We start from the raw sequence: 14049 nt of genomic DNA, 5'->3' as shown, positions 1-14049 counted from the left end.
GCATAGCAAGCGATATGCGGCCCTACAAGAATTGAGGGTTTAAGAAATAATCAACGGAAAATGGGTCGTTAATAAGGATTGTAAACAGGGTTAAGGAAATGAGTTACTGAGGTGAAAAAATACCCCCTTCCTGAGAAGGGGGTATCAGTAGGGTTAGTTCCCGCCGAACATATCCTTGATCCAGCCGGCGACGCCGTCGCTGTCTTTCTTCTCTTCCTGCTGCTGCGGCTGTTGCTGCTGCGGCTGCTGAGGTTGAGAAGACTGATCGAACGGGTTACCTGTCGGTTCTTCTGGCTGGCTTTGCTGGCACAGCGCATCCGGGTTGGTCGTCCAGACCGGCAGCGTACGCACGCCACCGCCGCAAATGAAGTTACCCGAGCTGTCCACGCCCATATCGACGATATCTTCCGGAGCAACGAGGTTCAGCGGCACCGGAGACTGATTCGCGAGGTAGCGCTGGTAAATCGACATCGCACCGCTCGCGCCATACAGTTTGGTCGGCTGGTTGTTATCGCGCCCCACCCAGGTGATGACCACTTCACGACCATCAATACCGGCGAACCAGGTATCGACATTGTTGTTGGTGGTCCCGGTTTTACCCGCCAGATGCAGACCAGGATACTTCGCCCCCAGCTGACGACCGGTACCGCGCTGAACCACCTGCTGCATGGTCCACAGCGTCATATAGGCCGCCTGCGCCGGAACAGCGCGCTCCGCCTGCGGGAAGCTCTGATACAGCACGGAGCCATCTTCGGCAATCACCGAACGCAGAGCGGAGAGCGGCGCTCGGTTACCGCCGCTGGCGATGGTCTGGAACGCCTGCGCCACTTCGATTGGCGTCAGGTTAAGCGCCCCCAGGATCATCGCTGGCACAGGGTGCAGCTGATCTTTCGGTACGCCCAGCTTCTGCCAGGTGTCGGTGATGGCTGGCAGGCCCAGCGCCATCCCGAGGTTAACCGTTGGCACGTTCATCGAGCGGGTTAACGCATCCACCAGCATCACCTGACCGCTGAACTGTCTGTCATCGTTCTGCGGTGACCATACCTGGCCGTTAGGCTGGCGCAGGGAGATTGGCGCATCGGCAATCCAGGTGTTCAGTCGATAGAGGTTCGGCTGGCTCAGCGCGGTCAGGTAGGTTGCCGGTTTTGCCAGAGAACCAATCGAACGACGCGCCTGCATTGCGCGGTTATAGCCCGCATACTGCGGCTCAGCACCGCCCACCATGGCACGAACTTCGCCGGTGTTACGGTCAACCACTACCATCGCGGTTTCCAGATCGCTCAGCTTACGCTGCTTTTTCAGCGCCGGAATACCTTCTACCGCCGCTTTTTCTGCCGCATCCTGCGCCACGGAATCAAAGGTGGTAAAGATCTTCACGCCTGAGAGATCTTTCACTTTATCTCCGAGCTTCGACTGCAACTCCTGACGCACCATCTGCATAAAGGCAGGCTGCGGAGAGATCACCCCACCGCGCGGCTGAACGCCCAGCGGACGTGCGCTCAGCATGTCGTACAGCTCCTGGTCAATCACCTGCTGTTGTTGCAGCAGACGCAGCACCAGGTTACGACGCTCCAGCGCCAGTTTCGGGTTACGCCACGGGTTGTAGATCGACGCGCCTTTCACCATGCCCACCAGCAGCGCCTGCTGGTCAAGGCTCAGCTCTTCTACCGGACGGCCAAAGTAGTACAGGCTCGCCAGCGGGAAGCCGCGGATCTCGTTATCGCCGCTCTGACCGAGGTACACCTCGTTCATGTACAGCTCAAGAATACGATCCTTGCTGTAGCGGGCATCCATCAGCACGGCCATGTACGCTTCGTTGGCTTTACGCCAGTAAGAGCGCTCGCTGGAGAGGAACAGGTTTTTCACCAGCTGCTGGGTCAGGGTACTCGCCCCCTGCACCGTACGCCCGGCGGTCAGGTTCGCCAGTACCGCACGACCAATGGAGTAAAGGCTAATACCGTCGTGCTCGTAGAAGTGGCGATCTTCGGTTGCCAGCAGGGTATCCACCAGCAAATCCGGGAAGCCGTTACGCGCCACGAACAGCCGCTGTTCGCCGTTTGCGGACGACAGCATGGTGATGAGACGCGGATCGAGACGGAAGAAACCGAACTGGCGATCGTTATCCATGTTCTCAATGGTTTCAAGACGATCGCCGTCAAAGGTCAGACGCGCGCGAACCTGCCCTTCTTTACTGTCCGGGAAGTCGAACGGACGGCGGATCATCTCAATGCTTTTCGCCTGGACGGTAAATTCGCCTGGACGGGTCATTTTCGTGACCTGACGATACTGCGTGGCTTGCAGCAGCTTCACCATCTCGTTCTTGCTGATGGACATGTCCGGCTCAAGGTTCACCATGCGGCCGTACACTGCCGCAGGCAATTGCCAGACTTTCCCGTCAATACGGCTGCGGATCTTCTGATCCAGATAAACGCCGTAAATCGCGATTAGGACAACAAAAACAATGAACAGCTTCAGCAGCAGCCAGAACCAGCCGCGCTTACCACGAGGCTTACGCCCTTTGCCTTTCCCTTTACGCGGCATCGGTTCTTCATCCTCATAATCGTCTTCATAGTCATCGTCATACTCCTCATCTCTGAGGCGACGACGGCTTACCTTTTCTTTCGCCGGACGCGTCGGCTTTCCCTTACGTCCTATTGGCTCGCGGTCATTCCCCGCCATGCTTTTTCTCCGCAACATTCAGGCGCAAAGGCCAGATTTTCTTATCTTGCACAGGTCAGTGAAAGAAGAAATCTCTCAAAGTTTGTTTCTCCCTCTCCCTGTGGGAGAGGGCCGGGGTGAGGGCATCAGCCCGCACTTTCCCCATTACGAATATTTTTTCGTGCGCCGTGTCGGCGCGGTATTCGCCGGATCGTCCGGCCAGACGTGTTTGGGATATCGCCCTTTCATCTCTTTCTGCACTTCACGATAGCTCCCCGCCCAAAACGCCCCCAAGTCGCGGGTGATCTGCAAGGGACGATGCGCAGGCGAAAGCAGCTCAAGCACTAACGGCACACGGCCTTCAGCAATGGACGGCGTGGTGGCCTCACCAAACATCTCCTGCATCCGAACCGCCAGCGCCGGCGGATTATCCTCATGATAACGAATGGCAATCCGGCTCCCGGTTGGCACAGTGTAATGCCCAGGCAGTTCACTATCCAGACGTTGACGTAACGACCAGTCCAGTAAATTCTGTAACGCTGCCTTAACATCAAGCGCCTTCAGGGCGCGCAGGGAGTGTACGCCGCTCATCTGCGGCAACAGCCACTGTTCAAGCGTCGCGAGCAGCGTCTCATCATCCACCGCTGGCCACCCCTGTTCCGGCAGCCACTTCGCGGCGCAGTGCAGACGAATGCGATACTGTTCAGCCTCCGGCGTCCAGTTCAGTACGCTCAGCCCTTTTTCCCGAATGCCATTCAGCATCGCCTGGTGTAACTCTTCCTCCGACGGCTTCGCCAGCGGTTTCGTCCCGAGCGTCAGTTTGCCAATCTGGCTACGACGGAACGCCTTCAGCGTGCCCTGGGTATCATCCCATTCCACGATGTCAGATTGCTGAAGCAGCTGCGGGCAGGCACGCGTCAGGAGGTCAATATCCACGGCAACCGCCTGTAAAATACGCGCGTCCGGGGAGTGGCTGCCCTGGAGTAAGAGCGGCGCGATCAGCCATTCATGACGCGTCTGGGCGTCATCGCTGTCCAGCATCGCGCCCATCCCATTTGCCAGCTGATAGCGACCATCCAGCCCGCGACGGCGCGCGATTCTGTCCGGGAAGGCCTGGGCCAGCAGAGGGATAACTTTATCGCTGTCAGGCGAACCGCCCCGGCAATTCAGGCGTTTACACAGCTGCTGCGCCCGCTCTTGCCAGTTTCCCTGATGGCGTGAAAAGGCCTGTCCCAGATCGCTGCCGCCACCGCGCGGCGGCTCCTCAAGAATAGCCGCCAGTTTTGCCGCCGTGGCAATTTCATCGTCGCCCTGTGCTGCTACCAGCATTGCCGCCAGACGTGGATCGTTGCCCAGCGCCGCCATTTTCTGGCCGCGCGCCGTCAGTCGCTCGCCTTCCAGCGCGCCAAGCTGGGTCAGCAGACTGCGCGCGGCGGAAAGGTTGACGACAGGCGGAGGATTAAGCCAGGTGAGCTGGTCAGGGTCCGGGCAACCCCACTGCATCAGATCCATCACCAGTCCGGAGAGATCGCTTTGTAAAATCTCAGGCGTGCTCTGGAATGCCGCACGCTCCGCCTGCTCGGCGCTGGTTAAATGCAGGCAAATACCCGGCTCAAGACGCCCTGCTCGCCCTGCGCGCTGCACCATTGAGGCCTGGCTGATGCGCTGCGTCAGCAGCCTGGTCAGCCCGGAACGCGGATCAAAACTGGCCACCCTCTCCAGCGTACTGTCCACCACCAGGCGAATGCCTTCGATGGTCAAACTGGTTTCCGCGATATTGGTTGCCAGCACCACTTTGCGCTGCCCCGCCGGTGCGGGAAGGATCGCCTTGCGCTGGTCAGCCAACGGCAGCGCGCCGTAGAGCGGGCACAGCATAACGTCACTGTTCACCCGGGATGCCAGCTGCTCCTGTACGCGCTGGATTTCGCCTACGCCGGGTAAAAACAGCAGCAGCGAGCCAGGCTCCTGGCGGAGCAATTCGGCGGTGGCGATGGCAACCGCTTCGTCAAAACGCTGATGGGCAGGCAGCGGCTGATAGCGGCGCTCGACCGGGAACGCACGCCCTTCAGAGGAGATCATCGGCGCGTCAGGGAGCGTCTGCCGGAGCCGCTCGTTATCCAGCGTCGCCGACATAATCAGCAGCCGAAGGTCGTCGCGCAGCCCCTGCTGAACGTCGAGCAGCAGCGCAAGGGCCAGATCGGCCTGGAGGCTGCGCTCGTGAAATTCATCAAGGATCACCAGCCCGACGCCGGTCAGCTCCGGATCGTTTTGCAACATACGGGTAAGAATACCTTCGGTGACCACTTCCAGCCGCGTGGATGGTCCAACGCAGGTTTCGGCGCGCATCCGGTACCCTACCGTCTCACCCGGTTTTTCATTCAGCAGTTCCGCCAGGCGCTGCGCCACATTGCGCGCCGCCAGCCTGCGCGGCTCCAGCAGGATAATTTTCCCGCTGATGTTCCCATCGCGCAGAATTTGCAGGGGCAGCCAGGTGGATTTACCCGCTCCGGTGGGCGCGCTGAGCAAAACCTGTGGCGCATGTTCTAAGGCTGCGAGAAGCTCAGGAAGGACGACGGCGACGGGCAAAGAGGACACTTACGGCTCCAGAGGGTTAACATTAATCGGCGTACATTGTAGCATCGGCGCATATCATTACCGAGTCTTGCGCATGTCTGAGTCTAAACGGCTATTCTTCGCCATTGAATTACCCACCACGCTTCAACGGCAGATTGTTCGCTGGCGCGCCAGCCACTTCCCCGCGGAAGCGGGCCGCCCCGTCGTCGCCGCCAATATGCACCTGACGTTAGCCTTTCTTGGTGAAGTAAGCGCTGAAAAGCAGCGCGCGTTAAGCGCAATGGCCGGACGCATTTCGCAGCCGGGGTTTACGCTGCATCTTGACGATGCCGGGCAATGGCTGCGCTCTCGGGTGGTCTGGCTGGGGACGCGGCAGCCCCCTCGCGGACTGCTACAGCTCGCCAACATGCTGCGGGCGCAGGCCGCGCGCAGCGGCTGTTATCAGAGCCCGCAGCCGTTTCATCCCCACATTACCCTGCTGCGCGATGCGGGTCAGGCCGTTGCCATCCCGCCACCGGGCTTTCACTGGTCCTTTCAGGTGAATGAATTTGCGCTGTACGAATCTGCCTTTGTACAAGGACGCACCCGCTATACTCCGCTCCAGCGCTGGACGCTGGGCGACACGTTAAGGAATCCTGATGAAGTTTAGTCCTGCACTCCAGCCCGCCACGCTGATCCAGCGTTACAAACGCTTTCTCGCTGATGTGATCACCCCTGCGGGCGAAACGCTCACGCTGCACTGCCCTAACACCGGCGCCATGACCGGTTGCGCCACGCCGGGTGACACGGTCTGGTATTCCACATCAGAAAATACTAAACGCAAATATCCCCATACCTGGGAAATGACCGAGACGCAAAGCGGGGCATTTATTTGCGTTAATACCCTGCGCGCAAATCAGCTGGTTAAGGAAGCTCTGACAAATGGAATGCTTCCTGAACTGGTGGGTTACGGCACGCAAAAAAGCGAAGTGAAATATGGCGATGAAGGCAGCAGAATTGATTTTATGTTACAGGCGGAAGACCGCCCTGAGTGCTATATTGAAGTGAAATCAGTGACGTTAGCGGAACAGGAAAACGGCTTCTTTCCGGATGCGGTAACGCTACGTGGCCAGAAGCATCTGCGAGAGCTAATGAGTGTAGCGGCGGCGGGCAAGCGCGCCGTGTTGCTGTTTGCGGTTCTGCATTCAGCCATTGAACGGTTTTCCCCGGCCCGTCATATTGATCCTAAATACGCGCAATTGTTGAATGAGGCACAAAAGCAGGGGGTAGAGATTTTCGCTTATAAAGCGGAACTTTCTGCCGATAATATGACTCTGAGATCCTCTCTTCCCATTGTCTTATAAGGGATTAGACGATTGACTAATAAGTGTTCTGGCCGCGTGCGCAAATACGCTTTTCCTCACAGGGTTGTCAAGTGTTACGTTTAGATAATTGCCATACGGAAAAGCATCTGCTATTTATAGCGACCTGATTTTTCCCCCAACACGGGGATCGATAGTGCGTGTTAAGGAGAAGCAACATGCAAGAAGGGCAAAACCGTAAAACATCGTCCCTGAGTATTCTCGCCATCGCTGGGGTGGAGCCGTATCAAGAGAAGCCGGGCGAAGAGTATATGAACGAAGCCCAGCTGTCGCACTTCAAGCGTATTCTTGAAGCATGGCGTAATCAACTCAGGGATGAAGTCGATCGCACCGTTACACATATGCAGGACGAAGCTGCTAACTTCCCGGACCCGGTCGACCGTGCCGCTCAGGAAGAAGAGTTCAGCCTCGAACTGCGTAACCGTGACCGCGAGCGCAAACTGATCAAAAAGATCGAAAAAACGCTGAAGAAGGTCGAGGACGAAGATTTTGGCTACTGCGAATCCTGCGGTGTTGAAATCGGTATTCGTCGCCTGGAAGCGCGTCCAACAGCCGATCTGTGCATCGACTGTAAAACGCTGGCAGAAATCCGCGAAAAACAGATGGCTGGCTAACGCCTGCCCTCTCACTACTCTGCTAAGGCGGGAGTCTCTCCCGCCTTGTTACCGTTGATATGTCTGAATCTCACTATATCGGGCGCTTTGCGCCATCTCCCTCCGGTGAATTACACTTCGGCTCATTAATTGCCGCGCTTGGCAGCTACCTACAGGCTCGCGCCCGTCAGGGTCAATGGCTGGTCCGCATTGAAGATATCGATCCTCCGCGTGAAGTTCCCGGTGCAGCAGAAACTATTCTGCGTCAGCTGGAACATTACGGTCTTCACTGGGACGGCGACGTACTCTGGCAGTCTCAACGCCATGATGCCTACCGTGAACGTCTGGCGTGGCTTGCTGAACAGGGCCTTTCCTATAACTGCACCTGCACGCGGGCGCGAATTCAAAGCGTGGGTGGCGTTTACGACGGCCACTGTCGTACGCGGCACAACGGTCCTGAGAATGCTGCCGTACGGCTGATACAGCGTTCTCCGGTGACGCAGTTTACCGACGTTCTCTCAGGAACCATTCAGGCGGATGAACGCCTGGCGCGTGAAGATTTTATTATTCACCGTCGTGATGGTTTGTTTGCCTATAACCTGGCGGTGGTTGTTGATGACCATTTCCAGGGCGTTACGGAAATCGTGCGCGGGGCGGATCTGGTTGAGCCTACCGTGCGGCAAATATCGCTTTACCAGCAGTTTGGCTGGACGGTGCCGGATTACATCCATCTGCCGCTGGCAGTCAATGATCAGGGAAATAAGCTGTCGAAACAGAATCATGCCCCGGCGCTGCCTGACGGCGATCCGCGCCCGGTTTTGATCGACGCGCTGCGATTTCTCAACCAGAATGTAACGCAGGAATGGCAGGATCTGAGTCTGGATGAATTGCTGAAAACGGCCATTGCTGACTGGGCGCTTATCGCCGTGCCAAAAATCCAGCATTCTCAAATGCGTTGCGCTGAGCTATGATTAGCCGCTTTTTTGATAACAAAACACACTACGAGGTGTACTATTTTTACCCGAGTCGCTAATTTTTGCCGTAAAGTGCTGAGCCGCGAAGAGAGCATGGCGAACGACGCTATTGCACAGCCACACATGTCGGTCATTCCGCGTGAGCAGCACAATATTTCCCGCAAAGATATCAGTGAAAATGCCCTCAAGGTGCTCTATCGTCTGAATAAAGCAGGCTACGAGGCCTATCTCGTCGGCGGCGGGGTGCGCGATTTACTGCTGGGCAAAAAACCAAAAGATTTCGACGTGACGACCAGCGCCACGCCTGAGCAGGTGCGTAAATTATTCCGCAACTGCCGTCTGGTTGGCCGCCGTTTCCGTCTGGCGCACGTGATGTTTGGACCAGAAATCATTGAAGTGGCGACCTTCCGCGGTCACCACGAAGCGGGCGTCAACGATCGCACGACTTCCCAGCGCGGCCAAAATGGCATGCTGCTGCGCGACAACATCTTCGGCTCTATTGAAGAAGATGCTCAGCGTCGCGATTTCACCATCAACAGCCTTTACTACAGCGTGGCGGATTTTACCGTGCGCGATTACGTCGGCGGTATGCAGGATCTGAAAGACGGCCTGATTCGCCTGATCGGCACGCCGGAAACGCGCTATCGCGAAGATCCGGTCCGAATGCTGCGCGCCGTGCGTTTCGCCGCCAAGCTGAACATGCGTATCAGTCCGGAAACCGCAGAGCCGATCCCGCGCCTGGCGACGCTGATTAACGACGTCCCCCCTGCCCGTCTGTTTGAGGAGTCGTTAAAGCTGCTCCAGGCAGGCTACGGGTTTGAAACCTACAATTTGCTGCGTGAATACAACCTGTTCCAGCCGCTGTTCCCGACCATTACCCGCTACTTCACCGAAAACGGTGACAGCGCAATGGAGAGGATGATTGCACAGGTGCTGAAGAACACGGATACCCGTATTCATAACGATATGCGCGTGAATCCAGCGTTCCTGTTCGCGGCCATGTTCTGGTATCCGCTGCTGGAAACGGCGCAGCGCATCACTCAGGAGAGTGGTCTCGCCTATTATGATGCGTTCGCGCTGGCGGCAAACGACGTGCTGGACGAAGGCTGTCGCACGCTGGCGATCCCGAAACGTATTACCACGCTGGTGCGTGATATCTGGCAGCTTCAGCTGCGTATGTCCCGCCGTCAGGGTAAACGCGCCTGGAAGCTGATGGAACATCCTAAGTTCCGCGCCGCGTTCGATTTGCTCTCTCTGCGTGCTGAAGTCGAAAGAAACCAGGAGCTACAGCGTCTGGCGCAGTGGTGGGGAGAATTTCAGGTCTCTGCACCACCAGAGCAGAAAGATATGCTTACGGATCTGGATGACGAGCCGGCACCGCGCCGTCGTCACCGTCGCCCGCGCAAACGCGCACCGCGTCGTGAAGGCACGGCATGACCCTTGCGTATATCGCCATCGGCAGCAATCTGGCCTCTCCGCTGGAGCAGGTTAACGCTGCCGTGCAGGCGCTGGGGAAGATCCCGCAAAGCCGCATCGTCGCGCTGTCCTCATTTTACCGTACGCCGCCGCTCGGCCCGCAGGATCAGCCTGATTATCTGAACGCCGCCGTGGTGCTGGAAACGACCCTTGACGCAGAAACGCTGCTGGATAATACCCAGCGTATTGAGCTACAGCAGGGTCGCGTCCGCAAAGCCGAACGCTGGGGACCGCGCACCCTCGATCTCGATATTATGCTTTTCGGCCACGAGGTGATTAACACCGAACGCCTCACCGTTCCGCATTACGACATGAAAAACCGCGGGTTTATGCTCTGGCCGCTGTTTGAAGTCACGCCCGATCTCACCTTCCCTGACGGCGCCTCGCTGCAAGCCGTTCTGCAAAATCTCAACGCGGATAAACCGGCCCGCTGGTAATCCCGCCTCTGCATCGATTAACCATTCCTTATTTGCGGTTAATCGATTGCCTAAAATCATTGTTCCCTCGAATGTTACTGTTAGAATGCGCAAAGATTCGCTTTTGGGCCATCAGGAAACAGTATGAAACCAACCACCATCTCCTTATTGCAGAAATGCAAACAGGAAAAAAAACGCTTCGCCACTATCACCGCGTATGACTACAGCTTCGCAAAACTGTTTGCCGAAGAAGGGATCAACGTCATGCTGGTCGGGGACTCGTTAGGGATGACGGTACAAGGACATGATTCCACTCTGCCGGTCACGGTCGAGGATATTGCTTACCATACCCGCGCCGTGCGCCGGGGTGCGCCCGCCTGCCTGCTGCTTTCCGATCTGCCGTTTATGGCGTATGCCACCCCGGAACAGGCCTTTGAAAATGCGGCGACAGTGATGCGTGCTGGCGCCAATATGGTTAAAATCGAAGGCGGCGCCTGGCTGGTCGATACGGTAAAAATGCTTACCGAACGCGCCGTGCCGGTTTGTGGTCATTTGGGGCTGACGCCGCAGTCTGTCAACATCTTTGGCGGATATAAGGTGCAGGGCCGAGGCGATGCGGCGCAGACGCTTTTTGATGATGCCGTGGCGCTGGAAGCCGCGGGCGCACAGCTGCTGGTGCTGGAGTGTGTACCGGTTGAGCTGGCTAAGCGTATCACTGAGGCGCTGTCGATTCCGGTGATCGGCATCGGCGCGGGCAACGTCACCGATGGCCAGATTCTGGTCATGCACGACGCCTTCGGGATCACCGGCGGCCACATTCCAAAATTTGCTAAAAATTTCCTGACAGAAGCAGGCGACATGCGTGCTGCTGTGCGGCAGTATATTGCCGAGGTTGAGTCCGGCGTTTATCCGGGCGAAGAACACAGTTTCCATTAAGGAGTCCAGGTGTGCTAATCATAGAAACTCTGCCGCTGCTGCGCCAGCATATCCGCCGTGCACGTCAGGAAGGTAAACGTATCGCCCTTGTTCCAACCATGGGCAACCTGCACGACGGCCATATGAAGCTGGTCGATGAAGCGAGAGCCCGTGCAGATATTGTGGTAGTCAGTATCTTCGTTAACCCGATGCAGTTCGATCGCGAAGACGATCTGGCGCGCTACCCACGTACCTTGCAGGAAGATTGCGAGAAGCTCAAAAAACGTCATGCGGATATCGTCTTCGCTCCGGCCCCCGCAGATGTATATCCCCAGGGCACCACTGAATCGACCTACGTCGATGTGCCGGGTATTTCGACCATGCTGGAGGGCGCCAGCCGCCCGGGCCATTTCCGTGGCGTTTCTACCATCGTCAGCAAGCTGTTTAACCTGGTGCAGCCGGACATCGCCTGTTTTGGCGAGAAAGATTTCCAGCAGCTGGCGCTGATCCGCAAAATGGTTGCCGATATGGGCTACGACATTGAGATAGTCGGCGTACCGATTGTGCGTGCGAAAGATGGCCTGGCGCTCAGCTCCCGTAACGGCTATCTGACCGCCGAACAGCGTAAAATTGCGCCGGGTTTAAGCAAAGTCATGAATACCATGGCAGAGCAACTGCTGGCAAAAGAGTTAACCGCAGAAGAAATTATCGCTCTGGCTGAACAGGCGCTGAACGAGAAAGGTCTTCGTGCTGACGACGTTCAAATTCGGGATGCCGATACGCTTCTGGCGCTTACAGAGACCAGCAAGCGTGCGGTAATTCTGGTGGCGGCATGGCTCGGTCAGGCCCGCCTTATCGATAACAAAGTGGTTGAACTGGCGTAGTTTTACTACCCGGAAGTGAAAGGTAAACGTAATGATTCGCAAAATGCTACAAGGTAAGCTTCACCGTGTGAAAGTCACCCAGGCCGACCTGCACTATGAAGGCTCCTGCGCGATCGACCAGGATTTTCTCGACGCGGCGGGTATTCTCGAAAACGAAGCTATTGATATCTGGAACGTTAATAACGGCAAGCGCTTTTCAACGTACGCGATTGCCGCTGAACGCGGATCTAAAATCATCTCCGTTAATGGGGCAGCAGCGCACTGCGCGGACGTAGGCGATATCGTCATTATTGCCAGCTTTGTGATGATGTCTGACGAAGAAGCACGTCGCTGGCAGCCTAAAGTGGCCTACTTTGAAGGCGATAATGAGATGAAACGTACCGCGAAGGCGATTCCGGTGCAGGTTGCCTAAGCCAATAGTACTGTTATAAATTACCCGGCAAAAATAGGTTGGGTAATTTATACATAATTAAAATGAATAGCGTTCTTTTTATATATTTTTATTAATATATTAAAGTCACCCTGCCGAACACCTGATCATCAAAATGATGAACAATTATTATCACTCACTATTAAATAATCACATTGGCTTAAAGATCGTTTAAGTATTTCTAACATCTTACGGCTTCTCACAACCATTACTCATCACTTAGAATCCTTTTCCCGAAGCATCTGTTCGGAACGAACATAAGCCTTGCTTATGTGCACTTTTCTAGCATTTAAATATGGATATAAAAAATGTCTTTTAATAAATTAGGTCTGGCAACTGTAGTAGCAATGGTTCTGAGTGCGGGTTCTGCAATGGCAGCTGATATTCCTTCAGATACAGGCACTATTACTTTCCACGGTATGGTTTCTAATAACACCTGTAAAGTATCCCTGGATCAGAAGATTGACCAGGATGGTAATGATTTTGACGTTAACCTGGATACCGTGTTTGTAAAAGACTTCGCTAATGCGCTGGGTACCACCAGCACCCTGGGAGAAAAGAAATTCTCCCTCACCCTGACAGGTTGTGATTCTGCTACCGTCAAACAGGCATCCGCTCAGTTTGATTCCTGGGCGGGTTCTTCTTCAACTTCCGGCGGTCTGCTGGTTCCACCATCAAACACTCAAGGCGCCGCTAAAAACGTCAATCTGGTACTGTCAAACGATGGCAACTCCGCTACCGATCAGATCAAACTGGATCAGACCAACAATACCCAGAAAGCAACGATTGATACCACAGGCGCAGGCGCACTTTACTACCGTGTAGCGTATACCCAAGGTCAGAACTGGGATGCGGCCAACAACCCAGTGTCAGCTGGTGTGGTTCAGGCACAAGCTGCATTCACCATGATCTACGAGTAATTTTAAAAGCATAGATAAAATGCTCATATTATCCCCTGACGTACGTCAGGGGACTATTGATATCATTCCAACAGGAAGTGGAAAAATGTTAAGCACATCATTTTATAAAGGATTTAAAGCTGCCTGCTTTACAGTTGCTGCTGTCGCGTCATTCCAGGCAAGCGCAGATATCGTTATTTCGGGAACACGTATTGTTTATCAGCAGTCGCAAAAAGATGTCATCGTTTCTTTAGACAACCGTGGCAAAAAGCCACTATTAGTTCAATCATGGCTCGATGACGGTCGCGATGACACCAATCCACAGGAATTAAAACTTCCTTTTATTATTACTCCACCAGTATCCCGAATTGATCCCCAAAAAGGTCAATCCGTTCGGATCTCGTACCTGGGTGGTTCATTGCCGCAAGATCGCGAATCCCTATTCTGGTTCAATGTGCTCGAGATTCCACCGAAGTCAAAAGTGAAAGACGGTGAAAATCCTAACCAGCTCCAGCTGGCATTCCGCACACGTATTAAACTCTTTTTCCGACCTGACGGCCTGAAAGGTACGCCAGGAAATGCAGCAGCCAGGGTAACGTGGTCGCAACAAAAACAAGGTAATACGCTAAACCTGATTGCACACAATGATTCCCCTTACAACGTTTCTATTTCAAATGTAAAGCTGAAATCAGCAAATAAAGAGTACCAGGTTGAGCATAAATCTATTTTACCGTTTAGTACTCAAATAATGCAGGTAAAAGGTTTAGGTAGTACTGCCACCGGCACTGTTGCTTACGAAACCATTAATGACAATGGCGGCTCTGATACTTTTGAAAGCAAAGTAAACTAATAACCGCATCACTGCCACA

13 protein-coding genes are annotated in these 14049 nt (G+C 55.1%); 11 read left to right on the top strand and 2 right to left on the bottom strand.

Annotated elements, in window-relative coordinates; all coding sequences use genetic code 11:
- Nucleotides 1-153: 153 nt before the first annotated feature.
- Together mrcB and hrpB are read right to left on the bottom strand one after the other, a co-directional pair.
- Entirely contained in the window at nucleotides 154-2679 is a 2526-nt protein-coding gene (gene mrcB / locus L384_RS11485; protein WP_003856245.1) for a bifunctional glycosyl transferase/transpeptidase, read from the bottom strand.
- Between the two features lie 144 nt (nucleotides 2680-2823).
- Nucleotides 2824-5253: an ATP-dependent helicase HrpB gene (gene hrpB / locus L384_RS11490; RefSeq protein ID WP_023324172.1), complete on the bottom strand. Its 2430-nt coding sequence runs from the start codon at nucleotides 5251-5253 to the stop codon at nucleotides 2824-2826.
- A 73-nt stretch (nucleotides 5254-5326) separates the two neighbouring features.
- Between hrpB and thpR the strand changes: the two genes are divergently transcribed.
- The 11 genes from thpR (at nucleotide 5327) to L384_RS11545 (ending at nucleotide 14030) form a co-directional block, all read left to right on the top strand.
- Entirely contained in the window at nucleotides 5327-5881 is a 555-nt protein-coding gene (gene thpR / locus L384_RS11495; protein WP_003856249.1) for an RNA 2',3'-cyclic phosphodiesterase, read from the top strand.
- A complete protein-coding gene (gene sfsA, locus L384_RS11500; protein ID WP_003856251.1) occupies nucleotides 5871-6575 on the top strand; it encodes a DNA/RNA nuclease SfsA in 705 nt (234 codons plus the stop codon). Before thpR ends, sfsA begins: the two co-directional genes overlap by 11 nt.
- 176 nt (nucleotides 6576-6751) lie before the next feature.
- Nucleotides 6752-7207: an RNA polymerase-binding protein DksA gene (gene dksA, locus L384_RS11505; RefSeq protein WP_001155232.1), complete on the top strand. Its 456-nt coding sequence runs from the start codon at nucleotides 6752-6754 to the stop codon at nucleotides 7205-7207.
- A 59-nt stretch (nucleotides 7208-7266) separates the two neighbouring features.
- The gene (gene gluQRS / locus L384_RS11510; RefSeq protein WP_023324171.1) at nucleotides 7267-8157 is read left to right on the top strand and encodes a tRNA glutamyl-Q(34) synthetase GluQRS; all 891 of its coding nucleotides are present in this window, start codon (nucleotides 7267-7269) and stop codon (nucleotides 8155-8157) included.
- A 42-nt stretch (nucleotides 8158-8199) separates the two neighbouring features.
- Nucleotides 8200-9597: a polynucleotide adenylyltransferase PcnB gene (gene pcnB / locus L384_RS11515; RefSeq protein ID WP_071785222.1), complete on the top strand. Its 1398-nt coding sequence runs from the start codon at nucleotides 8200-8202 to the stop codon at nucleotides 9595-9597.
- Nucleotides 9594-10073: a 2-amino-4-hydroxy-6-hydroxymethyldihydropteridine diphosphokinase gene (folK, locus tag L384_RS11520; RefSeq protein ID WP_023324170.1), complete on the top strand. Its 480-nt coding sequence runs from the start codon at nucleotides 9594-9596 to the stop codon at nucleotides 10071-10073. The genes pcnB and folK overlap by 4 nt, the downstream gene beginning before the upstream one ends.
- A gap of 123 nt (nucleotides 10074-10196) precedes the next feature.
- On the top strand, nucleotides 10197-10988 hold the full coding sequence (gene panB / locus L384_RS11525) for a 3-methyl-2-oxobutanoate hydroxymethyltransferase (protein ID WP_003856280.1): 792 nt from the start codon (nucleotides 10197-10199) through the stop codon (nucleotides 10986-10988).
- Between the two features lie 11 nt (nucleotides 10989-10999).
- A complete protein-coding gene (gene panC / locus L384_RS11530; protein ID WP_003856282.1) occupies nucleotides 11000-11851 on the top strand; it encodes a pantoate--beta-alanine ligase in 852 nt (283 codons plus the stop codon).
- Between the two features lie 31 nt (nucleotides 11852-11882).
- Nucleotides 11883-12263 (top strand): aspartate 1-decarboxylase, encoded by a 381-nt coding sequence (gene panD / locus L384_RS11535; RefSeq protein WP_003856284.1) that lies wholly within the window; start codon nucleotides 11883-11885, stop codon nucleotides 12261-12263.
- 326 nt (nucleotides 12264-12589) lie between these two features.
- A complete protein-coding gene (locus tag L384_RS11540) occupies nucleotides 12590-13201 on the top strand; it encodes a fimbrial protein (protein ID WP_023324169.1) in 612 nt (203 codons plus the stop codon).
- An 85-nt stretch (nucleotides 13202-13286) separates the two neighbouring features.
- A complete protein-coding gene (locus tag L384_RS11545) occupies nucleotides 13287-14030 on the top strand; it encodes a fimbrial chaperone (RefSeq protein ID WP_023324168.1) in 744 nt (247 codons plus the stop codon).
- Nucleotides 14031-14049 lie beyond the last annotated feature (19 nt).

Source organism: Enterobacter sp. MGH 38 (assembly GCF_000492855.1).
GTDB lineage: Bacteria > Pseudomonadota > Gammaproteobacteria > Enterobacterales > Enterobacteriaceae > Enterobacter > Enterobacter hormaechei_C.
Note: the sequence above shows the minus strand (reverse complement) of the source record. Positions and strands in the feature narration are given on the sequence as shown.

What these genes read in the sequence shown, in the direction of transcription:
- L384_RS11540 (WP_023324169.1), top strand. Translation starts at nt 12,590, where the DNA reads ATGTCTTTTAATAAATTAGGTCTGGCAACTGTAGTAGCAATGGTTCTG.
- L384_RS11545 (WP_023324168.1), top strand. Translation starts at nt 13,287, where the DNA reads ATGTTAAGCACATCATTTTATAAAGGATTTAAAGCTGCCTGCTTTACA.
- panB (WP_003856280.1), top strand. Translation starts at nt 10,197, where the DNA reads ATGAAACCAACCACCATCTCCTTATTGCAGAAATGCAAACAGGAAAAA.
- panD (WP_003856284.1), top strand. Translation starts at nt 11,883, where the DNA reads ATGATTCGCAAAATGCTACAAGGTAAGCTTCACCGTGTGAAAGTCACC.
- dksA (WP_001155232.1), top strand. Translation starts at nt 6,752, where the DNA reads ATGCAAGAAGGGCAAAACCGTAAAACATCGTCCCTGAGTATTCTCGCC.
- folK (WP_023324170.1), top strand. Translation starts at nt 9,594, where the DNA reads ATGACCCTTGCGTATATCGCCATCGGCAGCAATCTGGCCTCTCCGCTG.
- sfsA (WP_003856251.1), top strand. Translation starts at nt 5,871, where the DNA reads ATGAAGTTTAGTCCTGCACTCCAGCCCGCCACGCTGATCCAGCGTTAC.
- thpR (WP_003856249.1), top strand. Translation starts at nt 5,327, where the DNA reads ATGTCTGAGTCTAAACGGCTATTCTTCGCCATTGAATTACCCACCACG.
- mrcB (WP_003856245.1), bottom strand. Translation starts at nt 2,679, where the DNA reads ATGGCGGGGAATGACCGCGAGCCAATAGGACGTAAGGGAAAGCCGACG.
- gluQRS (WP_023324171.1), top strand. Translation starts at nt 7,267, where the DNA reads ATGTCTGAATCTCACTATATCGGGCGCTTTGCGCCATCTCCCTCCGGT.